The sequence below is a fragment of the Microbulbifer sp. SE14 genome, from assembly GCF_059834885.1.
This window is the reverse complement of sequence record NZ_JCBAJA010000027.1, coordinates 23479-48731: the sequence shown is the minus strand read 5'-3', so window position 1 is coordinate 48731 and position 25253 is coordinate 23479. Positions and strand designations below refer to the sequence as shown.

The 25253-nt window shown below is 62.1% G+C and carries 20 protein-coding genes and 1 other RNA gene; 14 read left to right on the top strand and 7 right to left on the bottom strand.

Annotation, left to right across the window (positions count from 1 at the left end; all coding sequences use genetic code 11):
- Positions 1-8: 8 nt before the first annotated feature.
- The gene (locus AC6R19_RS17475) at positions 9-746 is read right to left on the bottom strand and encodes a hypothetical protein (protein ID WP_500581131.1); all 738 of its coding nucleotides are present in this window, start codon (positions 744-746) and stop codon (positions 9-11) included.
- Between the two features lie 352 nt (positions 747-1098).
- On the opposite strand from AC6R19_RS17475, the gene AC6R19_RS17470 reads away from it, so the two are divergent.
- Together AC6R19_RS17470 and AC6R19_RS17465 are read left to right on the top strand one after the other, a co-directional pair.
- Positions 1099-1680, top strand: coding sequence for a superoxide dismutase (locus AC6R19_RS17470; RefSeq protein ID WP_500581130.1), 582 nt, complete (start codon positions 1099-1101; stop codon positions 1678-1680).
- A gap of 285 nt (positions 1681-1965) precedes the next feature.
- Positions 1966-3861 (top strand): DUF885 domain-containing protein, encoded by a 1896-nt coding sequence (locus tag AC6R19_RS17465; protein ID WP_500581129.1) that lies wholly within the window; start codon positions 1966-1968, stop codon positions 3859-3861.
- A 135-nt stretch (positions 3862-3996) separates the two neighbouring features.
- On the opposite strand, the gene AC6R19_RS17460 is transcribed toward AC6R19_RS17465, so the two are convergent.
- A complete protein-coding gene (locus AC6R19_RS17460; RefSeq protein ID WP_500581128.1) occupies positions 3997-4932 on the bottom strand; it encodes a universal stress protein in 936 nt (311 codons plus the stop codon).
- 250 nt (positions 4933-5182) lie between these two features.
- Between AC6R19_RS17460 and AC6R19_RS17455 the strand changes: the two genes are divergently transcribed.
- The gene (locus tag AC6R19_RS17455; protein WP_500581127.1) at positions 5183-6538 is read left to right on the top strand and encodes an MBL fold metallo-hydrolase RNA specificity domain-containing protein; all 1356 of its coding nucleotides are present in this window, start codon (positions 5183-5185) and stop codon (positions 6536-6538) included.
- Between the two features lie 307 nt (positions 6539-6845).
- Here AC6R19_RS17455 and hda read toward each other — a convergent pair whose 3' ends face one another.
- Positions 6846-7595, bottom strand: coding sequence for a DnaA regulatory inactivator Hda (gene hda / locus AC6R19_RS17450; protein WP_500581126.1), 750 nt, complete (start codon positions 7593-7595; stop codon positions 6846-6848).
- A 1-nt stretch (position 7596) separates the two neighbouring features.
- Positions 7597-8694, bottom strand: a complete 1098-nt coding sequence (locus tag AC6R19_RS17445; protein ID WP_500581125.1) for a DUF2066 domain-containing protein — start codon at positions 8692-8694, stop codon at positions 7597-7599.
- 222 nt (positions 8695-8916) lie between these two features.
- On the opposite strand from AC6R19_RS17445, the gene purM reads away from it, so the two are divergent.
- The 9 genes from purM to AC6R19_RS17400 all read left to right on the top strand — a co-directional run bounded on the left by purM (position 8917) and on the right by AC6R19_RS17400 (position 19701).
- Positions 8917-9966, top strand: coding sequence for a phosphoribosylformylglycinamidine cyclo-ligase (gene purM, locus AC6R19_RS17440; protein ID WP_500581124.1), 1050 nt, complete (start codon positions 8917-8919; stop codon positions 9964-9966).
- On the top strand, positions 9966-10619 hold the full coding sequence (gene purN / locus AC6R19_RS17435) for a phosphoribosylglycinamide formyltransferase (protein WP_500581123.1): 654 nt from the start codon (positions 9966-9968) through the stop codon (positions 10617-10619). The genes purM and purN overlap by 1 nt, the downstream gene beginning before the upstream one ends.
- A 112-nt stretch (positions 10620-10731) precedes the next feature.
- Positions 10732-11466 (top strand): DUF3108 domain-containing protein, encoded by a 735-nt coding sequence (locus AC6R19_RS17430; RefSeq protein WP_500581122.1) that lies wholly within the window; start codon positions 10732-10734, stop codon positions 11464-11466.
- A gap of 311 nt (positions 11467-11777) precedes the next feature.
- On the top strand, positions 11778-13151 hold the full coding sequence (locus AC6R19_RS17425) for an OmpP1/FadL family transporter (protein ID WP_500581121.1): 1374 nt from the start codon (positions 11778-11780) through the stop codon (positions 13149-13151).
- 617 nt (positions 13152-13768) lie between these two features.
- Positions 13769-15151 carry a CmpA/NrtA family ABC transporter substrate-binding protein gene (locus AC6R19_RS17420; RefSeq protein ID WP_500581120.1) on the top strand — a complete coding sequence of 461 codons (1383 nt, stop codon included), beginning with the start codon at positions 13769-13771 and terminating at the stop codon, positions 15149-15151.
- A gap of 218 nt (positions 15152-15369) precedes the next feature.
- Positions 15370-16365 carry an ABC transporter permease gene (locus AC6R19_RS17415; protein ID WP_500581119.1) on the top strand — a complete coding sequence of 332 codons (996 nt, stop codon included), beginning with the start codon at positions 15370-15372 and terminating at the stop codon, positions 16363-16365.
- Positions 16366-16403: 38 nt separating this feature from the next.
- Positions 16404-17264 (top strand): ABC transporter ATP-binding protein, encoded by an 861-nt coding sequence (locus tag AC6R19_RS17410; RefSeq protein WP_500581118.1) that lies wholly within the window; start codon positions 16404-16406, stop codon positions 17262-17264.
- A 253-nt stretch (positions 17265-17517) separates the two neighbouring features.
- Positions 17518-18732, top strand: coding sequence for an alginate export family protein (locus AC6R19_RS17405; RefSeq protein WP_500581117.1), 1215 nt, complete (start codon positions 17518-17520; stop codon positions 18730-18732).
- Positions 18733-18915: 183 nt separating this feature from the next.
- Positions 18916-19701 (top strand): type IV pili methyl-accepting chemotaxis transducer N-terminal domain-containing protein, encoded by a 786-nt coding sequence (locus AC6R19_RS17400; protein WP_500581116.1) that lies wholly within the window; start codon positions 18916-18918, stop codon positions 19699-19701.
- Positions 19702-19889: 188 nt separating this feature from the next.
- Here the strand turns inward: AC6R19_RS17400 and AC6R19_RS17395 are convergent, their stop codons facing one another.
- Both AC6R19_RS17395 and ffs read right to left on the bottom strand, forming a co-directional pair.
- On the bottom strand, positions 19890-21767 hold the full coding sequence (locus AC6R19_RS17395) for a M2 family metallopeptidase (protein ID WP_500581115.1): 1878 nt from the start codon (positions 21765-21767) through the stop codon (positions 19890-19892).
- A 191-nt stretch (positions 21768-21958) separates the two neighbouring features.
- Positions 21959-22056, bottom strand: an RNA gene (gene ffs / locus AC6R19_RS17390) — signal recognition particle sRNA small type.
- A 122-nt stretch (positions 22057-22178) separates the two neighbouring features.
- On the opposite strand from ffs, the gene AC6R19_RS17385 reads away from it, so the two are divergent.
- Both AC6R19_RS17385 and AC6R19_RS17380 read left to right on the top strand, forming a co-directional pair.
- Complete coding sequence (locus AC6R19_RS17385; RefSeq protein WP_500581114.1) at positions 22179-23024, top strand: 6-carboxytetrahydropterin synthase; 846 nt, start codon at positions 22179-22181, stop codon at positions 23022-23024.
- Between the two features lie 26 nt (positions 23025-23050).
- Positions 23051-23767, top strand: coding sequence for a 16S rRNA (uracil(1498)-N(3))-methyltransferase (locus AC6R19_RS17380; protein ID WP_500581113.1), 717 nt, complete (start codon positions 23051-23053; stop codon positions 23765-23767).
- Positions 23768-24043: 276 nt separating this feature from the next.
- On the opposite strand, the gene ald is transcribed toward AC6R19_RS17380, so the two are convergent.
- Positions 24044-25189 (bottom strand): alanine dehydrogenase, encoded by a 1146-nt coding sequence (gene ald, locus AC6R19_RS17375; RefSeq protein WP_500581112.1) that lies wholly within the window; start codon positions 25187-25189, stop codon positions 24044-24046.
- Positions 25190-25253: the final 64 nt, after the last annotated feature.

Sequence of the window (25253 nt, the reverse complement as noted above, 5' to 3'; positions counted from 1 at the left end):
CAGTGGCTTTACAGGGAGGACGAGGCCGTGGTGCCGCCGGACTGCAGGCTGCGGATGGCGTCGCGCAGCTGCACCAGGTCCTTGTTCACCGAGCGGCGGTAGGCGTCGATGGACTCCACCGCCTCCTCGTTGGCGCCCACGCGGGCGGTCAGATCGCTGCGCACTGACGCCAGCTGACGCTCCAGTCGCGCCAGCTTGTCGGCGGTTTCTCGCTGACTCTCGGTATTGCTCTTGCGCAGCTCTGCCAGGGCGGATTCCACCGCGGCAATCTTCTGCACGCTGCCGCTCAGGCCGTTGACCTTGCCGGCCAGGGACGCCAGCTCCTTCTTGTTCGCGGCCGCGGCGATCTTGTTCGCCTCGATGTTCTTGCGGTTGGTGTCGTAGGACACGCCCCACAGCTTGCGGATCTCGGAGGCGTTCTCCTTGACCTTGGCGTTCAGCACCTCAACCGAGGCCGAGGACTCCTCGTCCGACATCTCGAAGCGCTTCTCCAGCTCGACGATGCGGGCCTCCGCGTCGACCAGTTGTACCCGGCTGGCCTGCCACTGCTGGTACAGGAAGGCCGCCGCGCCGAGGCCGGCCAGGGCCAGGATCAGCGCAAAAAGGGCCAGTACCGGGAAACCGCCACTGCGCTCCTCCGCGGTCGCTGCGGGCTCCGGGGGGCGCGGGCTGCGGCCGATCGGCCTGGTGTCCAGTTGCGGCTCAATGGCGGCGCTGCCGTCCAGTGTGGGCTCTCTGCGTTGCATGTTTGAAAATACCCGATATGTTTACTTGGCCGGCGTGGGTCTCTGTTGCACGCCGGGCCGGTGATAGGTCGAATTCAGCGGCAGTTTAACCCAAAAACTGACGAAAAAGTAAGCGACTCCGCCTAAAGCCTAGCAGGCGGGAGCCCCGAGGCGCCAACTGCCGCTCCCCGACCCCGTTAGACTGTTTTTGCAGCAAATGGACCGAGAATTCAACAAGTTTCTACTAGGCTGCTTGCGTTTGCGGAATTAGACCCCAATACGTCCTATTCATCACCTACGCCGGCTTAATTCTGACATGCCGCGCGTGTAGAATGCCCCCACCAATAACCCGAGACAAAGGAAGGAAGACACCATGGCTTTCGAACTGCCCGAACTCCCCTACGCGAAGAATGCCCTGGAACCGCACATCTCCGAGGAAACCCTGGAGTACCACTACGGCAAGCACCACAAGACCTATGTGGACAAGCTGAACGGCCTGCTGGAAGGCACCCCCGACGCCGACAAATCCCTGGAAGAGGTGATCAAGTCCTCCTCCGGTGGTGTGTTCAACAATGCTGCGCAGGTGTGGAACCACACCTTCTATTGGAACTGCCTGAGCCCCAACGGCGGCGGCGCGCCCAGCGGAGCGGTCGCCGAGGCCATCGACAAGGCCTTCGGCTCCTTCGACAAGTTCAAGGAAGAGTTCAGCACCAGCGCCGTAAACAACTTCGGTTCCGGCTGGACCTGGCTGGTCAAGAAGGGCGACGGCTCAGTGGCCATCGTCAACACCTCCAACGCCGGCACCCCGCTGACCGAGTCGGACCAGACCGCCCTGCTGACCTGCGACGTCTGGGAGCACGCCTACTACATCGACTACCGCAACCTGCGGCCGAAGTACCTGGAGGCCTTCTGGAACCTGGTGAACTGGGACTTCGTGAACCAGAACTTCGCCTGATAGAAGTCGATCTCGAAAAGCGGGCCCTGTGCCCGCTTTTTTGCATACGGAACACCAGCGGTGACTATTCGCCCACTTGGGACCCGGGACCCGGGACCCGGAAAAGAATGCCAGAGCTCGATACGAAGGCCCTGATGCCGGTGGCCGCCTGGCAAATATTTACCGATGAGGTTTTTTGCCAGGCGGCCACCGGCAGCAGGGCCGCCCCGGCCTCTCTTACAGGACAGGCAACCGGGGGCGAGCAGTTACCATCAAACAAAAAACAAATCCGTCGGGAAAGCAATCATGAAGTTAAACCCCACCCTGCTCGCCGCCGCCATAAGCGCGCTGGTAATGACAGGTTGTGACCGCGGCCAGGAATCCAAGGCCCCGGAGCAGAGCGCGACCGAGGTCACCACCGAGACTGCGGAGATGGCAACCGAGACCACCCCCCAGGCTACCGGAGAGGCCGACGAAGCGGCCATCGCCCAGGCCAACCAGATGTTCGAGGAATTCTTCCAGGAACACCTGTCCCGCAGTCCGGAATTCAAAACCTTCCTGGGCATGAAGGAGGACTACGACAAGTGGGATAACCTGTCGCCGGAGTTCGAACAGGAGACCCACGACATCAACCGGCGCCAGCTGGCCGAACTGAACAAGCTGGACCCGGCCAAACTGGACGACGCCACCCGCCTGAGCCTGAAGCTGGCCAAGCGCAACCTGGAGCAGGATATCGAGGGCTTCAAATGGCGCCTGCACGACTACCCGGTAAACCAGATGTACGCCGTGCATACCGGCATAGCCTCGCTGCTGATCAACCAGCACCGCATCGACAATGTCTCCGATGCCGAGGCCTATATCGCGCGCCTGAATGCCCTGCCGGAACATTTCGCACAGCTGCAGGAAAACCTGGAGTCGCGCGCCGAGATCGGCACCATAGTGCCCAAGTTCGTATTCCCCTACGTGATCAGCGATGCCCAGAACCTGATCAGTGGCGCCCCCTTTGACGACGGCGAGGACAGCACCCTGTTCGCCGACTTCAAGGGCAAGGTGGAAAAACTGGAAATCCCCGACGAGCAGAAGGAACAGCTGATCGGCAAGGCCAGGTCCGCCCTGCTCAGCAGCGCCGGTCCGGCCTACGAAAAACTGATCGCCTACCTGCAGAAACTCGAGAAGCGCGCCACCACTGACGACGGCGCCTGGAAGCTCGCCAACGGCGACGACTTCTACGACTTCCGCCTGCAGGTCTACACCACCACCGACATGACTGCCGACGAGATCCACCAGATCGGCCTGAAGGAAGTGGCGCGCATCCACGACGAGATGCGCGGGATCATGAAGAAGGTCGGCTTCGAGGGCAGCCTGCAGGAATTCTTCGAATTCATGCGCACCGACGACCAGTTCTACTACCCGAACACCGAAGCCGGCAAGCAGCAGTACCTGGAGAAAGCCACCGAGATCATCGACACCATGAAGGGCCGCCTGGACGAGCTGTTCATCACCAAGCCCAAGGCGGACCTGATCGTGAAGGCGGTTGAGCCCTTCCGCGAGAAGTCCGCCGGCAAGGCCTTCTACCAGCGCCCGGCACCGGACGGCTCGCGCCCGGGTATCTACTACGCCAACCTGTACAACATGGCGGACATGCCCATCTACCAGATGGAGGCCCTGGCCTACCACGAGGGCATTCCCGGCCACCATATGCAGCTGTCCATCGCCCAGGAACTGGAGGACATCCCCAAGTTCCGCAAGTTCGGCGGCTACACCGCCTATACCGAGGGCTGGGGCCTCTATTCGGAGCTGGTGCCCAAGGAGATGGGCTTCTACCAAGACCCCTACTCCGATTTCGGCCGCCTGGCGATGGAACTCTGGCGCGCCGCCCGCCTGGTGGTGGACACCGGCATCCACAGCAAGGAGTGGACCCGCGAGGAGGCCATCAATTACCTGAAGCAGAACACACCCAACCCGGAGGGTGACGTGGTCAAGGCCATCGAGCGCTATATCGTAATGCCCGGCCAGGCCACCGCCTACAAGGTGGGCATGCTGAAGATCGTCGAGCTGCGCGAGAAAGCCAGGAAGGAACTCGGCGACCAGTTTGACATCCGCGCCTTCCACGACGTGATACTGGCCAACGGCGCCGTGCCGCTGGATGTGCTGGAGGAACTGGTGGACGAGTGGATTGCCGAGGTGAAGGCGCAGCAATAGCCTCCCCGGATCTCCCTCTTTAGGAGCGGCGGGGCGGCCATCCGCCCATGGCCGCGATCGGCCTTGCGATGTGGCAAGGGCCTATCGCGGCCACCGGCCGCTCCAGGTATTCACGGCGCCTTAGGCCCTACAAGGCTACCCCTTCACCGGAGAAACGAAATCGCTCGGCTTCAGGGCCAACAGCGAACAGCTCACCTTCTGCAAAATATTCTCCGCGGTGTTGCCCATGATAAAGCCGGGAATGCCGGTGCGCCCCACCGTGCCCATCACCAGTATGTCGAACTTCCTCTCCTCGATCAGCAGCGGGATATAGCGGTCCGGACGGGCGATGGTGTGGTTCACGTCCAGCTTGCCGCCGATACCGGAGGCGTGGATCAGCACGTCCAGCTTGGACCTGTGCCTGGAGATGGCCGCCTCGGTGGCCCGGTCCAGCTCCTCGTCCGAGGCACTGATGGGAAACTTGTGGCGCAGGTACTCGTCCACATCGTAATCCCAGCAGGAGATGATATGCAGTTCGCCGCTGCAGGTGTCCGCCAGCGCCCGCGACCACCGCAGCAGTCGGATCGCCAGGTCGTAGGCGCTCGCCTCCTCACAATCGGGATCCACCGCCACCGCCACGTCGATGTCCTTGTGCGAGTTCTCGATCGGGCGACACAGCCACACCGGGCAGGGGCACTTGCGCAGCAGCTCCATGTCCATGGCCTTGAAGCCGGCGCGCCGGGTGCGGCCCTCGACATTCTTGATCACCAGGTCGTAGTCCTCGCCGAGCACCCGGTGAATCACCCGCTCCGCCGGCCGGCTGCCGCAATCCGCCTCTACCTCCAGGTCCAGCTCGCCCTCCCCAAGCTTCAGCCTACCGCGCACCGCATCCACAGCCTCCCGCACCCGCGCGGTCAATGCCTCCATGCAGACCTGGCTGAATTCTTCGAATTCCTCCGGGATCGCCGGGCACACCACCAACACCTTGACTGCCGCGTGGTTGTTGCGCGCCACAGCGAGCGCCTGCAGCAACCCCGCGCTCTCGTCGCCGGTGGCATGGCTGACATACAGAATGTTATGAAAATTTTGCATAACAATGCCTCTGGACTGGTAATTCTCAGAATCAAAAAATGCCGTGCGCGCCGCAGCTGCCACAATTCAATAGTTAATATTGTGGCAGCTGCGCGATTCAAACAGGAGTTGACGGCGGATAGGTGGCGCAAGGCCGAACGGTATCGAGCTTTCGGCCGGCACACAGCAAGGCCCCCGTTGTCGGGGGCCCCTCCGGGAAAGCGAAGGATTACTAGCTCCAGAACCGCGACCTGCTGGAGGTTGGAAACTCATGAATATCGTTTTCCTCGGCGGCACCGAGACGGTCACCGGCTCCAAGTTCCTGCTCGAGTCCGGCGATGCCCGCATCCTGGTGGACTGCGGCCTCTTCCAGGGTTACAAGTGGCTGCGCGAGCGCAACTGGGAGGCGCCGCTGTTCGATATCGACGGGCTGGACGCCATAGTGCTGACCCACGCCCACCTGGATCACTCCGGCTATATCCCCCGCATCTACCAACTGGGCTACCGCGGCCCCGTCTACTGCCACAGGGCCACCCGCGACCTCTGTGCCATCATGCTGCCGGACAGCGGGCAGATACTGGAGGAGGATGCGCGCTTCTACGCCCGCCACAAGCTCGGCAAGCACGCGCACCCGGAACCCCTGTACGACGCCGAAACGGCGGAGCGCTGCCTGGAATTGTTCCGGCCACTGGAGTTCGATGAGACGGTTTCCATCAAAGGGGGGCGCGCCCGGCTGCAATCCGCCGGCCATATCCTCGGCGCCGGCAGCGCAGTGCTGGAGGCGGAAAATAGACGAGTGGGCTTTTCCGGCGACGTGGGCCGGCCGGACGATATCCTGATGTACCCGCCGCAACCGCTGCCGGAACTGGACCTGCTGCTGATGGAATCCACCTACGGCGACCGCCGCCACCCGGATATCGATATCTGGCAGCAGCTGGCGGATATCGTCAACGAGACGGCGAACCGCGGCGGCGTACTACTGATTCCCAGTTTCGCCGTGGGCCGCGCGCAGACGCTCCAGCATATGCTGGTGACCCTGATGGACCGCGGGGAGATCCCCAAACTCGGTATCTTCCTCGACAGCCCCATGGCCATAGATGTGTCCGATATCTACTGCCGCTACGCCGAACAGCACCGCCTCGGCGAGGTCGACTGCCGGCGCATGGGCCGGGGCATAACCTATACCCACAGGGTCGAGGAATCCAAGGCGCTGGAGGAGCTTCGCTACCCCCATATCGTCATCGCCGGCAGCGGCATGGCCACCGGCGGGCGCATACTGCACCATATGAAACGCCTGCTGCCGGACCACCGCACCACCCTGCTGTTCACCGGCTTCCAGGCCGGCGGCACTCGCGGCGCCCACCTGATGGCGGGGCACAGGACGGTGAAGATTCACGGCGACTATGTCCCCTGCAAGGCGCGCATCGAGATGCTGGACGGCCTCTCCGCCCACGCCGACTACCGGGACCTGGCCGACTGGCTGCAGCAGTCTGACCTCAAGCCCGGCACTCCCATCCAACTGGTGCACGGCGAACCGGATGCGGCGGACGCATTGCGGCTCTACCTGCAGGATCACACGGAATTTGAGGTGGCAGTGGCGCAGTATCGGCAGATACTGCGGCTGTGACAGTGGTGAGTGGGTTGGGCGTAGGTTGGGCTGAGCTCCACGAAGCCCAACGCTCCGGTGCCGTTGTCTGGTGGATGCGCTTAGCGCTTATCCACCCTACGGCCGGGAAAGAGTACTGAAGTCCGATGCGAAGGCCCTGCTGCCGGAGGCCGTCCGGGATAAGCGCCTGCGGCTGGCAAACAGACCGATGAGGCTTTTTCCCGGGCGGCCACCGACAGCAGGGCCGCCCAGGCGCCCGCTTTCGGGGACGACTCACAGGAACCCGATAGATCAATCGCGGCCATGGGCCGCTCCTACCCTCTATGCCTCAAATCCCCAAAACCTGCTTCACGAACGGAATGGTGATCTTGCGCTGGGCCATCAGGGAGGCGCGGTCCAGCTGCTCCAGGCACAGGAACAGGGCGCGGGTATCGCGGGGGGCGCGGTGGAGTATGTACTGGGCCACGTCCTCCGGCAGGTCGAAGCCGCGCAGGCGGCTGCGCCGGCGCAGGGCGGCCAGCTTGTCACTGTCGCTGAGGGGCTGCAGCTGGAACACCAGCGCCCACTGCAGCCGCGAGCGCAGGTCGGCCAGGTCGATTTCCAGGCCGCGGGGTGACTTGCGCGCACCCAGCAGCAGTTGGCGCCCGCTATCCTTGACCCGGTTGTACAGGTGGAAAAGCGCCGTCTGCCACTGGGGATGCCCCTCCAGCAGGTGCAGGTCGTCGATACACACCAACTCCAGCTGTTCAAGGCCGTCCAGTATCACTGCCGGATCCATCGCCAGCTCCTTCTCCAGCCCCTTTCCCAGCAAATCGGCCAGGGGCAGGTACTGGAATGAGCGGCCGCTGGCCTCGGTGCTCTGGCACACCGACTGCAACAGGTGGCTGACGCCGCTGCCGGCCTCGCCCCAGAGGTAAATCACCGGCTCGGGATTCTCCCCGCTGGCAAAGGCCTGCAGCAGGGCCACCACCTGGCGGTTGGGGTCCGACCCGGAAAGATAGAAGTTGTCAAAGGTGGCATCGTCCCGCAGGGAAACGCCCAGCGGCAGCTGCTGCGGTACACCTTTTTCGTTAGTCATCTCAGTGCCAGCGGTAGCGCAGGGGGTTTTCCGCACTGCCATGGGGGGCGCGGTAGCCGGTCAGGTCGATGGGATCCCGCTCCGCCTGGGCCTCCAGCTTGCGGTTCAGCGCCAGGGCGTCGCGCAGATTCTGCAGGGGCACGGAGGTGGTCAGGGCAAAGCGCATACGGTCGCTGTCGACGGACAGCAGGTCGGCGCTGCTGACCTGGGCCAGGCCCTGCAGGTAGGCGGAGGCCTGTGTGTAGTCGGCGAAGCTGTCGACGCCGGAGAGCTCGACAACCACAGCACTCAACTGGCCGCTGCCGCCATCCGTGCGCACCGCGTAGCGCTGCGCCAGCAGGTCGGCGGCCTCGTCGATACCGCGCAGGGCCACTTCCTCCAGGGAGCTGCCGCTGGCATCGAAGGCGTAGCTGCGACCGCCGTGAATCAGCAGCCAGCTGGCCTGCCAGCGCTGGCCGGAGGCCTCCAGCAGGCGCCCCATCAGCGTGGCATCCGGGCGGTAGCGCACGCCGGCGCGCTCGGCAGCCTGCTCGTCCAGGGCCCACAGGTTGCCCAACGGCATGTTGCGCTGGTCGTTCAGGTCCATGACCGGGAAATCCACCGGTAGCCCCCGCTCCATGGCCATGGCATCCAGCGCTGCGTAGAGTTCCGGGTATTGCGCCTCGGTCAGGGCGCTGCGGCCGCCCTGCAGCGTATCCACTGCCATCCACACCAGGGTGCCGGGGCGGTTGTTCGGCCACATGGGCAACCCCAGCTTATGCACCTGTTCGGATACGGCCTGGGGATCGAAGGAGAGGTGCAGGTAGAGCTGGTTGTCCTCGCTGGCGTAGCGGTAGCCCTGCACATACTGCTGGGCCTGTTCCAGCAGCGGCCGCAGCTGGGGATTGCTGCCGATGGCGGCGTCGCCGGTCACGCGCACGAACACCCGCGCCAGCCCGCGGCTGCTTGCGGCCGCGCGGTCGGTAGCGCCGCGGCTCGGCACCGCCTCCACCACCTCATACAGGTCCGGTATCACCCGGGCCTGGGCCGGCAGGACCAGCGCACACAGCAGCAGTGCCAACAGCTTGGGCGCTATACGGTACCGGAGCAGTTTATGCATCGGATTACTCCCCAAAACCCCTTATCTTTGGAAGCGGCCTGCCCCGCCAAACGCAGCGGGGAGGTTTGAAATGCGGCTATTGTATCAGTGTCGGGTATTTCTCCCAGTACCTGGCGCGCATTTCTCGCCACACTTCTTGGTGAGAATTGCGTGTCCATTCACACAATGGGCCGGTTTTCCACTAGAATACGCGCCCTTCGACTACCCACCGCAGGATGAATCATGAGCGATTCCAAGCCGCAATCCCTTTCCTATAAAGACGCCGGTGTCGATATCGACGCGGGCAATGCCCTGGTCGAGCGCATCAAGCATGTCGCCAAGCGCACTGCGCGCCCGGAAGTGATGGGCGGACTGGGCGGATTCGGCGCCCTGTGCCAGCTGCCCAGCGGCTACAAGGAGCCGGTGCTGGTATCCGGCACCGATGGCGTGGGCACCAAGCTGCGCCTGGCCATGGACCTGGGCATCCACGACAGCATCGGTATCGACCTGGTGGCCATGTGCGTCAACGACCTGGTGGTGGCCGGCGCCGAGCCGCTGTTCTTCCTCGACTACTACGCCACCGGCAAGCTGAACGTGGATATCGCCGCGGAAGTGGTATCCGGCATCGGCCTGGGCTGCGAACAGGCCGGCTGCGCCCTGGTGGGGGGCGAGACCGCGGAAATGCCCGGCATGTACGAGGGCGATGACTACGATCTGGCCGGCTTCTGCGTGGGCGTGGTGGAGAAATCCGAAATCATCGACGGCAGCAAGGTCGAGACCGGCGACGTGCTGATCGGCCTGGGCGCCAGCGGCCCCCACTCCAACGGCTACTCCCTGATCCGCAAGGTGCTGGAGATCAGCGGTGCCGACCTGCAACAGAATATGGGTGAAGTCACCCTGGCCCAGGCCCTGATGGCGCCGACACGCATCTACGTCAAGAACCTGCTGCAGCTTATGAAGAACACCCGGGTGAACGCCCTCAGCCATATCACCGGCGGCGGCCTGCTGGAGAACCTGCCGCGGGTACTGCCGGAGGGCACCTGCGCCCGCATCGACGTGAACAGCTGGGAGATGCCGCCGGTATTCCGCTGGCTGCGCGAGGCCGGCAACATCGACCGCCGCGAGATGTATCGCACCTTCAACTGCGGCGTGGGCATGGTGGTCTGCGTACCCGCCGATGCCGCCGCGGGCGCACTGGAAACCCTGCGCCAGCTGGGGGAGAACGCCTTCGTGATTGGCAGCATCGAGCCCGCCGCCGAGGGCAGTGACGCGGTGGAGTTGGCGGGTCTCTGATGTCACAAAACAAGTGCAAGGTGGCCGTGCTGATCTCCGGCAGCGGCACCAACCTGCAGGCACTGATCGATGCGGCCGCCGGCGGCGACACCGACTTTTCCGTCTGCGCGGTGATCAGCAACAAGCCCGAGGCCTACGGCCTGACCCGCGCCGCCGAAGCGGGCATCCCCTCTTCCGTGGTCGACCACCGGGACTACCCGGACCGGGACAGCTTCGATCGCGCGCTGATCGGGGAGATAGACCGCCACGGCCCGGACCTGGTGGTGCTGGCGGGCTTTATGCGCATACTGACACCGGAGTTCGTGCGCCATTACAGCGGCCGTTTGCTGAATATCCACCCTTCCCTGTTGCCCAAATACCAGGGCCTGCACACCCACCAGCGCGCGCTGGAGGCCGGCGACAGCGAGCACGGCGCCACGGTGCACTTCGTCACCGAGGAGCTGGACGGCGGCCCCGCCATAGTCCAGGCGGTGGTGCCGGTAGAGGCCGGGGACACCCCGGAGCTGCTTGCAAAGCGGGTACAGGTACAGGAGCATGTCATCTATCCGCTGGCGGTAACCTGGTTCGCCCAGGGGCGGCTGCGCATGGTGGAGGACCACTCGGAGCTGGACGGCGAACTGCTGCCGCGCAGTGGCAAGAGACTGGCTGGCTGAGAAAACTGCACTTTTGCCAGCTGGCCAAGTCTCATTGACTGTCACCGTTCAGGCCCGGTATGGGTAACGGGCCTGAATATGTGCCGTAGGACTCGGACATCGGGAGGTCACTGTGCCCTTGCACTTCAACTCTTTTTTTTCTCACCCCCTTTTCTGTTGGGCTCTTTCCCTTCTCTTCCTTTCCGGCCAGGCTCTGGCCGCTGAACTCGAACCCTTTTCCGCCACCTACTCGGCCAGCTTTAACGGCATTGGCGTCACCGCCAAGCGCGAACTTTCGGGCAGGGACGACAACTGGCGGCTGGATTTCAGCGCCGATTCCCTGTTCGCCGATATTCGCGAGTACTCCCGCTTCGGCAGCGACAACAGCCGCCTCGTCCCGCAACATTACGAATACCACAAGACCGGGCTGGGCCGGGACAGGCACACGGTCCTCAACTTCGAACCGACCGAGCGGCGCGTGATCAACCTGTCCAACGCCGAGCGCACCCTGGAAAACGTCCCCGCGAACATCCATGACAAAATCAGCTATCAACTGCAATTGGCTCTGGATGTGGCCGCCGGAAAGGAGGACCTGAAATACCAGGTGGCTGACGGCAGGAAAATCCGCGAATACAAGTTCGCCGTTGCCGGCACGGAAAAGCTGCAGACGCCGTTGGGGCTCATAGAGACAGTCAAGGTGCAGCGGGTTCGGGATGGAGATTCCGAGCGGGAGACCACAATCTGGTTTGCGCCACAGTGGAACTACGCACTGGTAAAGCTGATGCAGGAAGAAGAGGATGGCAAAACCTACCAGATCTCCTTGACCAAATTATCCATCGACGGAAAAAGCATCACAGCAAGCCAATAAAATTCTTGTTCCACTCTAAAAGCCGGCAAAACGGCAGGATAGCTGCTTTGCACAGCCGAAGGCTGCCCGCAGGGCGAGGGCCATGGATGGCCCGAGTGCAAAAAAATCGCGACATACGATAGATTTTTCGGCTTTTTGTCTTTATAAAGTCGCCCGTTTCCACTGTTGGACAAGTTTGGCGCTGCTAGACTTGCCGGCAGGGAATTAATTGCGATAACCAAAGGCTTTTGAAAAAGTCTTTCCGCCATGCATCAGTTTTTGTCCAATCCTGTTTGTGGCTTTCCGTTAACAGCAATATAGAGTGGGATCTCATGAAAAAGACAATTCTGCGTCGCGCCCTCCTGGCTGCCGCAATCAGCACCGCGTCCAGCGGCGCGATGGCCGCCGGCTTCTTCCTGAACGAAACCAGTACCTCCGGCCTCGGCCGCGCCTTTGCGGCGGAGAACACCATCGGCGACAACGCCGCCATACTGGCGCGCAACCCGGCCGGTTCCGCACTGTTCAACAGCATCAGCATTTCCGGCGGCGTGACCTACGTCAATCCGGAAATCGACGCGGCGGGCGACGTCACCTACTTCAGTCCCATTACCGGCCAGCCCATTGCCACCTTCCCAAACCAGGAGGCCAACGACTACGCCACCTCCGCATGGGTGCCCAACGCCTACCTGGCGGTGCCCATCGACGACTGCTGGTCCTTCGGCCTGGCCATGTACACCAACTATGGCCTGGAAACCGACTTCGACAGCGACTGGCTGGTGACCTCCATCGCCGACAAGACTGAGCTGCTGACCGTCAATATCGCTCCCTCGGTGGCCTACGACTTCAACGACCAGTTCAGCATCGGCCTCGCCGTCAACTTCCTTTATGCCGACGCCACCCTGAAAACCAAGATCCCGTCCAACTTCCCGCTGGACCCGTCACTTTCCAACACCTCGATTCTGGATTACGACGACGCAGATGACTGGGACGTGAGCTGGAGCATCGGCGCCCTGTGGAATATTACCGACCGCACCCGCTTCGGCATCTCCTACCACGCGGAGCTGGATCCCGAGTTGGAAGGCGATGTCAATTCCGACATACTGCCCACGGCGTTGATCCCGACATTGCCGCCTTTCCGCAACGCCGAAGGCAACGTGACCCTGGATCTGCCGGATACCGTCGAGTTGGGCCTGTATCACCGCTTCAACGAGAACTGGGGCCTGGCCCTGGGCGCCCTGTGGACTGACTGGGACGACTTCGTGCGCCTCGAGGCCTTCGTCCCGGAAGGTGGAGCACCCTTCGACCCGCTGCTGTTCAAGGAAGAGAACTTCGAGAGCGGCTGGCGCTACAGCATCGCCGGTGAATACTACCCCTGCGAAGAGGTCACCTGGCGCATCGGCTACGCCTACGACGAGGGCGCAGCGCGCGATGGACTCAACACGACTGATGCGACCGCCAACGCACTCGGACTGCCGATCACCTGGCGCACCCTGTCCATTCCGGATACCGATCGCAACTGGGTGACTTTCGGCGGCACCTACAAGTTTGACGAGCACCTGACCATCGACGGCGGCTTCGCCTACCTCTGGGGCGACGACGAAAAAATCCAGGAATTCACCCCTATCCCCGTTCCCACCTATTTCGATGGCGGAACCACCAATATCGAAGCCTGGCTGGCCGGTGTGTCCCTGAACTATACCTTCTGATCGGCATAGCCATCCCAGCCGAAGGGCCGGACAGTGATGTCCGGCCCTTTCTGTTTCCGCGCCCTGGGCCGGGACAGCTGCACCACAATAGAGCCCGGATAGCGAAACGATGACTCGACTCCCGCACCAAAAAACCGCCCGGCAGTTGAACCTGCACTAAAAGATCCCCCTCCCTGGTGTCCCACCTGCGTTTCAAGAAAACAGGCGCTCGCGATTCCCGCCGGTCTGTGACTCTGGCCAGGCGCGAACCCAAGCGCTCATGAGACACCACCAAAACCCCAATAAATACATTGGCTTAGCCGACGCCTGCTATTGAGCACCTCGCTGAAAAGGGCCCCCTCCCGCTCCCCCAAAAAATCCACCCGGAGAAATTGGCACACTCCATGCAATGCAGAAATTGCAAGGCGCATATCAGTCAACCGGACCAACAACAAAGACAGTGAATCGGTGACTGCAGAAGTTTCCCGCCGCCCTTGACGACAAAAATTAGGGCCAGTCGATCCATCCGGCTGGTAATGAGCAGAGGCGCTCATCGACTCCTGTCCCAGGCAGACGGTCGAAGAGCGCCTTTTTTGTGTGCGCAATTTTTACAGGCCATCAACTGGGGAGGCTTTCACATGAAATGGATACGGGTTTTCAGGCGCGCGGCGCTGATGCTGGGACTGGCCGGCATCGTGGGACTGCATTCGACACAGGCGATATCGGCGGAACTGGGCTATCCGGAAAAGGAAGAGCTGACCTTCGGCTTTATCAAGCTCACCGATATGGCCCCGATCGCCATCGCCTACGAGAAGGGATTTTTTGAAGACGAGGGCCTCTACGTCACCATAGAGGCGCAGGCCAACTGGAAGGTGCTGCTGGACGGCGTGATCGACGGCCGCCTCGACGGCGCCCATATGCTGGCTGGCCAGCCCATCGCCGCCACCATGGGCTTCGGCACCCGGGCGGATATCATCACGCCTTTCTCCATGGACCTGAACGGCAACGGCATCACCGTCTCCAACGAGATCTGGGAACAGATGAAGCCGAATATTCCCAAGATGGAAAACGGCCTGCCGGTGCACCCGATCAAGGCGGATGCGCTCAAGCCGGTGGTGGAGAAATACAGGGCGGACGGCAAGCCGTTCAATATGGGCATGGTGTTCCCCGTGTCCACCCACAACTACGAGCTGCGCTACTGGCTGGCCGCCGGCGGCATACATCCCGGCTACTACGCGCCGCACAAGGGGGATATTTCCGGGCAGATAGACGCGGAAGCCCTGCTCTCGGTAACGCCGCCGCCGCAGATGCCCGCCACCCTCGAGGCCGGCACCATCTACGGCTACTGTGTGGGCGAACCCTGGAACCAGCAGGCAGTGTTCAAGGGTATCGGCGTACCGGTGGTGACCGACTACGAGATCTGGAAAGACAACCCGGAAAAAGTCTTCGGTATCACCAAAGCCTTCGCGGAGAAGTATCCCAATACCACCGTCCGCATCACCCGCGCCCTGATCCGCGCCGCCATGTGGCTGGACGAGAACGACAATGCCAACCGCCCGGAAGCGGTGAAAATACTCTCCCGGTCCAACTACGTGGGCGCCGACTACGAGGTGATCGCCAACAGCATGACCGGCACCTTCGAGTACGAGAAAGGCGACAAGCGCGCAGTGCCGGACTTCAACGTCTTCTTCCGCTACCACGCCACCTACCCCTACTACTCGGACGCCATCTGGTACCTGACCCAGATGCGCCGCTGGGGACAGATACCCGAAGACAGGAGCGACGACTGGTACAAGGAACTGGCGTCTAAGGTGTACCGCCCGGATATCTACGCGGCCGCGGCAAAATCCCTGATCAAGGACAAGCTGGCCAGCGCCGACCAGTTCCCGGACTTCGACAGCGAAGACGGCTTCCGCGAACCGCAGACCCATTTTATCGACGGCATCGTCTACAACGGCCACAAGCCCAACGATTATATCGACAAGTTTCCGATCGGCCTCAAGTCCGGACAGCAGCTCTAACGATCCGGTAACTACTCACCCATCGGAGGCCGAACAGAACGGTAAACGTGATGCGAAGGCCCTGATGTCGGGGGCCGTCCGGGAAATGTTTGCCGACGAGGCTTTTTCCCGGACGGCCACCGGCAGCAGGGCCGCCCATGCCCCGGTTCAGTACTCGCAGGGGTGAGTAGTTACTGATCCCGACCATTTGAATTGAACAGAAACGTGAGGTGAGGACCATGACATCGACCACCCTGACTGAATGCAAGCCGGTCGCCTGGAAGCTGTCGCTGTTCGACGGCAAGCTGTTTGGCAGTGCCATCAAGACCCTGGCCGTCCCGCTTGCCGGCATCCTGGTATTCCTGATGCTGTGGTCTGTCACCGCACAGAATATCGACACCTCCCTGGGCAAGTTTCCCGGCCCTGCCGCCGTGTGGGAGCAGTTCGACGCCCTCTATCAGGAGCATCGGCGTTCGCGGGAAAAGGAGGTGGCCTTCTACGAGCGCCAGCGGGAACGCAATGCCAGGCGTGTGGCGGAGGACCCCGGCTACCAGCCGAAGATCCGCGACTACACCGGCAAGGAAACCTTTATCGACCAGATACTCACCAGCCTGATCACCGTGATGAGCGGCTTCCTGCTGGCCGCGGTTATCGCCATTCCCCTGGGCATCGCCACCGGCCTCTCCCGCACACTCAACAGCGCCATCAATCCGGTGGTGCAGATCTTCAAGCCGGTATCGCCGCTGGCCTGGCTGCCGCTGGTCACCATGGTGGTGAGCGCCCTCTATACATCGACGGATCCGCTGGTGGCCAAGTCGTTCCTCAATTCAATGTTCACCGTCACCCTCTGCTGCCTGTGGCCGATGATCATCAACACCGCCGTCGGCGTGGCCGGCATCGACGGCGACCTGGTCAATGTCAGCAAGGTACTGCGACTGTCGGCACTCAGGCATGTGCACAAGATCATTCTGCCCGCCTCTGTGCCGATGATTTTCACCGGCATGCGCCTGTCCCTGGGCGTGGCCTGGATGGTGCTGATCGCCGCGGAAATGCTGGCGCAGAACCCGGGGCTGGGTAAATTCGTCTGGGATGAATTCCAGAACGGCAGCTCCGACTCCCTGGCCCGCATCATGGCCGCGGTCCTGGTGATCGGCCTGATCGGCTTCCTGCTCGACCGCGCGATGCTGCAACTGCAGAAGCTGGTTTCCTGGGACAGGAACAGCGTGACCCACTAACAACTGGAGACGGCCATGAGCGAATACAGGAGACAGCCATGAGCGTATTACTGGATATCAGCCATATCGATATGGAGTTCCCGACTCCCAAGGGATCATTTACCGCGCTACGCGATGTGAAACTGCAGATCAAAAAGGGCGAATTCGTCTCGCTGATCGGCCACTCCGGCTGCGGCAAATCCACGGTGCTGAATGTGGTCGCCGGCCTCTACCGGGCCACCCGCGGCGGCGTGATACTGAGTGGCAGGGAGGTCACGGAGCCGGGCCCGGAGCGGGCGGTGGTATTCCAGAACCACTCGCTGCTGCCCTGGCTCACCGCCTACGAAAACGTGGAACTGGCGGTAAAGCAGGTATTCGGCAAAACGAAAACCAGGGGTGAAATACGCGAGTGGATTGAACACAACCTGCAACTGGTCCATATGGGCCATGCGATGCACAAGCGCCCCGCGGAAATTTCCGGCGGCATGAAGCAGCGAGTGGGCATAGCCCGCGCCCTGGCCATGCAGCCGAAGGTACTGCTGATGGACGAACCCTTCGGTGCACTGGATGCACTGACCCGCGCCCACATGCAGGACTCGCTGATGGAAATCCAGGCGGAGCTGAACAACACCGTGATCATGATCACCCACGATGTGGACGAGGCGGTGCTACTCTCCGACCGCATAGTGATGATGACCAACGGCCCGGCGGCGACCATCGGTGAAATCCTCGACATCTACCTCGAGCGGCCGCGCAATCGACTGGAGCTGGCCGGCGACCCGCACTACAACCAGTACCGGGCCAGGGTGCTCAAGTTCCTGCACGAAAGGCACGGTAAGCGGGAATCACTGCCTGCAAAATCCGTCGAGAAAAACGAGGAGATACCCGAGGAAAAGCCCGTGGAGCAGCACGCGGCCTGATTTTTCACAATAACGTGTTCGATTTTGGCACACATGAAATCGGTAATAACGTAACTACTCTCCGGGACTTGGAAAGAATACCGGGCTCCAATGCGAAGGCCCTGATGTCGGGGGCCATTTGGGAAATATTTGCCGATGAGGCTTTTTCCCAAATGGCCACCGACAGCAGGGCCGCCCAGACCCCGGCTTAGTACCACAGGGATGCGTAGTTATCTACAAATTTAACAACCTACAGACCTTTTGGGGATAAACCATGAAACAAGCAACTCTCTCACCGCAGCAGCGGTTACTGGCCCTGGCGATAGCCGCCCTTGCCGGCACTCCCGCCTTCGCCGCCGACACGGCTGAATCCGCAGAGACCTCTGCCGCAACGCTCGGTGAGGCCCTCGGCCAGGGCGAGGTGACCCTGGGCCTGCGCGCGCGCAGCGAACAGGTGGATGTGGACGGCGCCGATTCGGTGGACCTGACCAGCCTGAAAACCCGCCTGACCTACCAATCCGGTGTCTACGAGGGCTTCAGTGCGCTGATCGAAATGGACGATGTCACCCACCTGACCGATTTTGAGGGCGGCGTGGCGGACCCGGAGGACACCGAGGTCAACCAGGCGCTGCTGGCCTACAAGTTCGGCGACACCACCCTGAAATACGGCCGCCAGCGCATACTGCTGGACAACCAGCGCTTCGTCGGCGGTGTCGGATTCCGCCAGAACGAGCAGACCTACGACGGCTTCAGCATCACCGACAACAGCCTCGCCGACACCACCCTGTTCCTCGCCCATATCGGCAACGTCAACCGCATCTTCGGCGAGAACAGCCCCCTCGGCGACCACAAGAACAATACCTACCTGTTGAACGCCAAGTACAGCGGCATCGAGGCCGGCGCCCTGTCCGCCTATGCCTACCTGATCGACAATGAGACGCTACCGGCCTTTTCCACCGTCACCTACGGCCTGCGCTTTGCCGGCAAAACCGGTGCCACCGACTATGCGCTGGAATACGCCACCCAGTCCGCCGCCGCCGACAACCCGGCCAGCTACGACGCAGATTATCTGCTCGCCGAGGGCGGCTACAAGTTTGGTCCCCTGACGGTTAAGGCGGGCTACGAACTGCTGGGCTCGGACGGCGCCGACGGCCAGTTCATTACCCCGCTGGCGACACTGCACAAATTCCAGGGCTGGAACGACCAGTTCCTCGGCGGCGGCACCGGCGGTATCCCCGGTGGTATCGAAGATATTTACGCATCGATAGGCACCTCGCTGGCCGGGGTCAAGATTTCACTCAACTACCACCAGTTGAATTCCGACGACTCCGGTGTTTCCGCTATGGACAAGCTCGGCAGCGAGTACGGCTTCGTGTTGGGCGGGAAACTCGGCTTCGCCGATTTGAGCCTGAAGTACAGCAGCTATACGGCTGATGAATTCAGCGTGGATACCGACAAGCTCTGGATTACCGCCCAGGCGCAGTTCTGACCCAAGCGATTTATAACCGTAGGGTGCCCGCGACAGAAAATTGCTCCTGTATTTTCTGCACTTCCGCCATCCATGGCGGCCGCACACCGGACACAGTCCGAAATTGCGGCAACACCAAATCGGTGCGCACGGCGCACCCTACGCCTAACCCAATTTCCTCTGGATTGTTCAAGGAAGGAGACAATGAGAGTTTTCCTGGCACTTTTCCTGTTTCTATTCTGTGCAGACACCCTCGCCTTCAGCATGGGCGATGCGATCAATATCGCCGGGCGCCAGCGCATGCTGTCCCAGCGCATTACACAGGCCTATATCCTGCATGGCATACAACCGGACGCGGAACGTCACCGGCAGGTGTTCGAGCGCTGTCTACGGGAATTTGCCCACAACCTGGATCAGCTGGTCGCCTTTGAAGAGGCGGCCCCAATACGGGGCGAGCTGCAAAAAGTGCAGCGCGAATGGCAGGCCTTTGCGGAAGTGGCACGCCAGCCTGTCAGCAAGCGGACCGCCGCAGCGCTGTTCACGCACAGCAATACCCTGCTGCCCGCCGCCCACGCCTATGTGATGCGCCTGCAACAGCTCGCCGACCACAGCAGCGCGGAGCTGGTCAACGTCTCCGGCCGCCAGCGCATGCTCTCCCAGCGCATCGCCAAGAATTTTGTCGCGCAGTTCTGGGGCGTAGCCGGCGAAGAGGGCACGAAACGGCTCTATGAAGACCTGGCGGAATTCGAGCATATGCTGGACTTTCTGCTGCAGAGCCCGCTGAACACGCCGGAGATCACCCGCAACCTGCTCAAGACCCAGGGGTACCTGAGCTATGCCAGCCGCGGCTTCGACGGGGAGATGCAGATTTCCGAAGAGCGCCAGATCCACGTGATCACCGGCACCACGGACATGATGTTGCGCAATATGGATGTGATTACCGGGCAGTATGCGGAGTTGCTGAATTCGGTGCAGTTGGCTTCCCGTTAAATAAAAAAGGCCGGGAAAAACTGCCCGGCCTTTTCGTTATTCCGCAAGTATCCGTAGGAGCCTGCTTGCAGGCGAATGGATCGGGCCCCGTCCTTTTTCGCCTGCAAGCAGGCTCCTACATCCATGTGCAGATATTGAGCCCCACAGATGCCATCCATGGCCGGTCGCCGGGCAGGGAGCTTCGCTCGCTAAGCGCCCGGCTCGGCCCAACCACACTGCCGGTCTTTGTTCTGCTCTTCCAGATACACCATCAGCGGCTGGAAATAATCGATTATCGCCGAGGCATCCAGCTCGCGCTGGCCGGTCAGGGCTTCCATCGCGTCCGGCCAGGGCTTGCTGGCGCCCATGGCGAGCATATCGCGCAGCTTCTTGCCGGCTGCATCGTTCTTGTAGATGGAGCAGCGGTGCAGCGGGCCCGTCTCGCCGGCGGCCTCGCAGAGGGCGCGGTGGAACTGGAACTGCTGTATGCGGGCGAGGAAGTAGCGCGCGTAGGGCGTGTTGCCGGGGATATGGTACTTGGCACCCGGGTCGAAATTGGCCTCGGTGCGCTCCACCGGCGCCTGGATACCCTGGTAGTCCTCGCGCAGTTTCCACCAGGCCTTGTTGTAATCGCCCGGCTGCACCTCGCCGTTGAACACCTGCCAGCGCCACTTGTCCACCATCAGGCCGAAGGGCAGGAAGGCGATCTTGTCCAGGGCCTGCTGCATCAGGTAGCCGATATCCTTGCTCTCGTCCGGCACCTCGTCCATCAGGCCGATTTCCTTCAGGTACTTGGGCGTGATGGACAGCGCGATGGTATCGCCCACCGCCTCGTGGAAGCCGTCGTTGGCCCCCTCCTTGTACAGGAACGGCTGGTCCTTGTAGATGCGCTGGTAGAAGTTGTGGCCCAGCTCGTGGTGGATGGTGACGAAGTCCTCACCGGTCTTCTGGATACACATCTTGATGCGGATATCGTCCTGGCCGTCCATGTTCCAGGCGCTCGCGTGGCAGACCACATCCCGGTCGCGGGGCTGGGTGAACATGGAGCGCTCCCAGAAGGTCTCCGGCAACGGCTTGAAGCCGAGCGAGGTGAAGAACTTCTCGCCCACCTCAACCATGTCCTTTTCGCTCATGCCGGACTCGACCACCAGCTCGGTCAGGTCGTAGGGGGCCTGCATGTCCTCGTCCTTGACCAGGTCGTAGACATTGCCCCACTCCTGGGCCCACATATTGCCGAGGAGGTGCGCGGGAATCTTGCCCTGGGGCGGCACCACGTCGTCGCCGTAGTGCTCGTTCAGCCTGGCGCGCACATGGCAGTGCAGCGCCTCATAGAGCGGCTTGACCTTGTTCCACTGGGCATCCATGTCCGCGGCGAAGGCGTCCGGCTCCATATCGTACTTGGAGCGCCAGAAGACGCTCAGGTTGTCGTAACCCAGCTCCCGGGCGCCGGCGTTGCCTATCTCCACCTGGCGCTCATACAGCGGCTTCATCGGCGGCGAGACCTTGCGCCAGCCCACCCACAGCTCCTTGAGCAGTTCCGGATCGCGGCTCTCGGCCATGATGCGGCCCATCTCGGTCAGGGTGTAGCACTTCTCCTCACCCTCCTCCTCGCGGCAGTATTTGCCGGAGCCATACATGCCCTGCATCTTGGAACCTATCTGCGCCAACTCGGCGGTCAGCTCCGGATCCCTGGGCGCCGGGAACACCAGCCCCTGCTTGAGCATGGTCAGTTGGCGGCGGGTATCCGGGTCCAGCTCCAGGTCGTTGAACCTGGCTGCCTCGGTGGCCAGCTCCACCGCCAGGGCGGTATAGCGCTCGGAAGCCAGGGCCTCGACGTACTGGGAGTCCACGTTGATGTAGGTGGAGGCCAGCCAACTGGCGTGGCTCACTTCCTCGGCCATCTCCTCCAGGCGCGACTGGGCTTCCTGCAGGAAGGCCTTGGCATCCTCGGCGGTCGGCTGCTTGGTTTCGGCGGTGCTGGTGACCTCGGCGGCCGTTGTCGGCTGGCTCGGCTTCTGCTCGGCCTGCCTGCCGTCGCATCCGGCAAACGCCACGGCGGCGGTAATGGCTAGGGCAATCTTCTTCATGGCTCCCTCTAATCGTTATTGGACACGGTCATAGTTGTCGCCGTTTATAGCATAAGCGCGATAACCGGAGGGACGAGGACACCGACGCCAGTGGCATATCGGCACAAAATTCCCCGAATGAGGAGGTTTTTGGAGAAATATCGCGGAAGCGGAACTGTGAGAATGAAAACGGAGGGGAGAAATGGAGGCAGCCCAACCAGCAACACCCTCGGCACATGACACCACTGCTACCGTTGCTCCCTTCCGGGCCTGGCGGGGTTCACAGCTGTTCATTGCGAGGGGACCGGAAGGGCCGCCACAACGTTCTTCGGTATTGCCGAAGAGGGGCGCGATTATAGAGATTTGCAGGCGCGAGTTCCAGCCCTGTTAAAGGTATAATGGCCGGCCACCCCGAATCACCAAAGAATTACCATGCACCTGTTCGTCGACAACCTCACCAACGTAGATTTCAGCTACCTGGACCACCGGCGCGGCCTGGTGGGCGAAACCTGGCTGGCGAACGCTGCCCTCGACGGCGCCCTGGACAGCCAGGGCATGGTGTGCGACTTCGGCATCGTCAAGAAGACACTGCGCCACTGGCTGGACGACCAGCTGGATCACCGGCTGCTGGTCCCTACCCTGTCGCCCCACCTCCAAATACAGAGAAACGGCGAACGAATTACGCTCACTTGGACTCTGCGGGACGGAGAGCAGATCCGCGTATCCGGCCCGGAAGAGGCCTTCGCGCTGGTGGAGACAGAAGCGATCAGCGCTGGCAGCGTCGCCGCCTGGAGCGTGCGACGGCTGGCCTCCGCCTTCCCCACCAGTATCGAACGGCTGAGCCTGGATTTCACCTGCGAGGAAATCGCCGATCCCTACTACCACTACAGCCACGGCCTGAAGAAGCACGAGGGCAACTGCCAGCGTATCGCCCACGGGCACCGCTCCAGAATCCGCATCACCCTGGATGGCGAGCGCAGCCTGGAATGGGAACGCAAGTGGGCCCGGCGCTGGGAGGACATCTACCTGGGCACCCGCGAGGACCTGCTGGAAGGCAGTGACGAGCAGACCCTGCGCTTCGCCTATTCTGCGCAGCAGGGGAAATTCTCCCTGGACATTCCGGCCGGGCGATGCGAGCTGATGGACTGCGATACCACGGTGGAGCAGCTGGCCCAATACATCGCAAACAGTATCGCCGCAGAGTTGCCGGGCACGGAGGTCCAGGTGCGCGCTTACGAGGGACTGGACAAGGGCGCCGTGGCCGCGGCCAAAGCCTGAAGCCCAACGACGGCGAGTGCGACATCTTGAATCTGATCATTCTGGAAGAGAGCGATTTCACTGGACCCGATCGCGTACAGCTTCGCGAACGCCGGCAGCTGCATATACAGCAGGTGCACAGGGCCAGTCCCGGCGATCTTCTCCGTGTGGGCCTGCTGAACAGCAATATCGGTACGGGCGAAGTTCTGTCCATAAACAGCGACTCCGTCGAACTGAAAGTGGAACTGCAGCGCCCGCCGCCCCCTCCCCTGCCCCTCACCCTGGTACTCGCCCTGCCGCGGCCGAAAATGCTGAAGCGGGTGATACAGCATGTCACCGCGCTGGGGGTTAAAAGACTCTACCTGATCAACGCCTACCGGGTGGAAAAGTCCTACTGGCAGACGCCCTGGCTCGACGAAGAAAAGCTGCGCGAGCAGTGCCTGCTGGGACTGGAGCAGGCCGTCGACACGCAGATGCCGCAGATAGAACTGCGCAAGCGCTTCAAGCCTTTTGTGGAAGACGAGCTGCCGGAAATTGCCCCGGAATCACTGAAGCTGGTCGCGCACCCGGTGACGGAATCGCCCTGCCCGGTGGATATCGCCGGGCCAGTGACACTGGCGGTCGGGCCCGAGGGCGGGTTTATTCCCTATGAAGTTGAGAAGCTGCAGGAGGCGGGATTTGATGCGGTGCACCTGGGGCCGCGGATTTTAAGGGTGGAAACGGCCCTGCCGGTGCTGCTGGGCAGGCTTTTCCCCGGGCGCTGAAAATCATTTGTAGGAGCGGCCGTTGACCGCGATTGATGTCGGGAAAAATTCACAGACCGATCGCGGCCAACGTCGGATGGCCACCCCGCCGCTCCCACATTGGGCCCACCAATAAAAAAGCCGCGTAAAAACGCGGCCGTAAAGTGGTGGCTCCCGCCACCGGGTCTCACAGAGTGGGGCGCAGGTGTGCACCCCTGGGGAGAAAGACTGTTCGAGTAGACAAGCGCGTTACCGAATGCTTTCTCTAAACGACGGCCGCCTGGCGGCCGTCCGTCATCAGGCTGCAGCACCTTCCGCTACCGCGGATTTCTGCAGCGCCAGTTTCGGGTCGACGTATTCATAACCCAACACATCGGCCACCGCCTGGTAAGTCACCATGCCCGCGTGGACATTCAGGCCTTCCAGCAGGTTGGCGTCGTCCAGCAGCGCCTGCTTGGCACCCTTGTTGGCCAGAGCCACCGCGAACGGCAGGGTGGCGTTGTTCAGGGCCATGGTGGACGTGCGCGCAACACCGCCGGGCATGTTGGCCACGCAGTAGTGCACCACGCCGTCGACAACATAGGTCGGATCCGTGTGGGTGGTCGCCTTGGAGGTCTCGAAGCAACCGCCCTGGTCGATGGCCACGTCCACAACCACGGCGCCCTTCTTCATGCGGCTGATCATGTCGCGGGTCAGCAGCTTCGGCGCCGCGGCGCCCGGGATCAGTACCGCACCGATGACCAAGTCGGCCTCCAGCGCGTGCTTCTCGATGGCGTCGTTGGTGGAGTATTCGGTGCGCACGGCGCCGCCGAAGATATCGTCCAACTGGCGCAGGCGCGGCAGGGACCTATCCAGGATGGTGACGTCGGCACCCATACCCAGGGCCATCTTGGCCGCGTTGGTACCAACCACACCGCCGCCGATGATCAGCACCTTGGCCGGGGCCACACCGGGCACACCGCCCAGCAGCACGCCGAGGCCGCCCTGGGCTTTCTCCAGGTGGTGGGCGCCGCACTGCACGGACATACGGCCGGCCACTTCAGACATGGGCGCCAGCAGCGGCAGGCCGCCAAAGCGGTCGGTCACGGTTTCGTAGGCGATACAGGTGGCGCCGGACTTGACCAGCAGCTCGGTCTGCTTGGGATCGGGCGCCAGGTGCAGGTAGGTGTACAGAAGCTGGCCGGGGCGCAGCATTTCGCACTCGTTGGGCTGCGGCTCCTTCACCTTGACGATCATGTCGGCGGTGGCGAAGATCTCCTCCGGCGTATCGATGATCTTGGCACCGGCTTCCACATACATTTCGTCGGTAAAACCGATGGCGGCACCGCCGTCTTTCTGAACGACCACTTCGTGGCCATGGCTGACGAGCTCGCGAACACTCGCCGGCGTCAGGCCGATGCGGTACTCGTGGTTTTTGATCTCTTTCGGGACACCAATCAACATTTTTCTGCTCCTCGCTTTATCGGTGACCATCCGCAGGGACAGCATCACCTTATCTCTGTGATTT

What these genes read in the sequence shown, in the direction of transcription:
- AC6R19_RS17475 (WP_500581131.1), bottom strand. Translation starts at nt 746, where the DNA reads ATGCAACGCAGAGAGCCCACACTGGACGGCAGCGCCGCCATTGAGCCG.
- AC6R19_RS17470 (WP_500581130.1), top strand. Translation starts at nt 1,099, where the DNA reads ATGGCTTTCGAACTGCCCGAACTCCCCTACGCGAAGAATGCCCTGGAA.
- AC6R19_RS17465 (WP_500581129.1), top strand. Translation starts at nt 1,966, where the DNA reads ATGAAGTTAAACCCCACCCTGCTCGCCGCCGCCATAAGCGCGCTGGTA.
- AC6R19_RS17460 (WP_500581128.1), bottom strand. Translation starts at nt 4,932, where the DNA reads ATGCAAAATTTTCATAACATTCTGTATGTCAGCCATGCCACCGGCGAC.
- AC6R19_RS17455 (WP_500581127.1), top strand. Translation starts at nt 5,183, where the DNA reads ATGAATATCGTTTTCCTCGGCGGCACCGAGACGGTCACCGGCTCCAAG.
- hda (WP_500581126.1), bottom strand. Translation starts at nt 7,595, where the DNA reads ATGACTAACGAAAAAGGTGTACCGCAGCAGCTGCCGCTGGGCGTTTCC.
- AC6R19_RS17445 (WP_500581125.1), bottom strand. Translation starts at nt 8,694, where the DNA reads ATGCATAAACTGCTCCGGTACCGTATAGCGCCCAAGCTGTTGGCACTG.
- purM (WP_500581124.1), top strand. Translation starts at nt 8,917, where the DNA reads ATGAGCGATTCCAAGCCGCAATCCCTTTCCTATAAAGACGCCGGTGTC.
- purN (WP_500581123.1), top strand. Translation starts at nt 9,966, where the DNA reads ATGTCACAAAACAAGTGCAAGGTGGCCGTGCTGATCTCCGGCAGCGGC.
- AC6R19_RS17425 (WP_500581121.1), top strand. Translation starts at nt 11,778, where the DNA reads ATGAAAAAGACAATTCTGCGTCGCGCCCTCCTGGCTGCCGCAATCAGC.
- AC6R19_RS17420 (WP_500581120.1), top strand. Translation starts at nt 13,769, where the DNA reads ATGAAATGGATACGGGTTTTCAGGCGCGCGGCGCTGATGCTGGGACTG.
- AC6R19_RS17415 (WP_500581119.1), top strand. Translation starts at nt 15,370, where the DNA reads ATGACATCGACCACCCTGACTGAATGCAAGCCGGTCGCCTGGAAGCTG.
- AC6R19_RS17410 (WP_500581118.1), top strand. Translation starts at nt 16,404, where the DNA reads ATGAGCGTATTACTGGATATCAGCCATATCGATATGGAGTTCCCGACT.
- AC6R19_RS17405 (WP_500581117.1), top strand. Translation starts at nt 17,518, where the DNA reads ATGAAACAAGCAACTCTCTCACCGCAGCAGCGGTTACTGGCCCTGGCG.
- AC6R19_RS17400 (WP_500581116.1), top strand. Translation starts at nt 18,916, where the DNA reads ATGAGAGTTTTCCTGGCACTTTTCCTGTTTCTATTCTGTGCAGACACC.
- AC6R19_RS17395 (WP_500581115.1), bottom strand. Translation starts at nt 21,767, where the DNA reads ATGAAGAAGATTGCCCTAGCCATTACCGCCGCCGTGGCGTTTGCCGGA.
- AC6R19_RS17385 (WP_500581114.1), top strand. Translation starts at nt 22,179, where the DNA reads ATGCACCTGTTCGTCGACAACCTCACCAACGTAGATTTCAGCTACCTG.
- ald (WP_500581112.1), bottom strand. Translation starts at nt 25,189, where the DNA reads ATGTTGATTGGTGTCCCGAAAGAGATCAAAAACCACGAGTACCGCATC.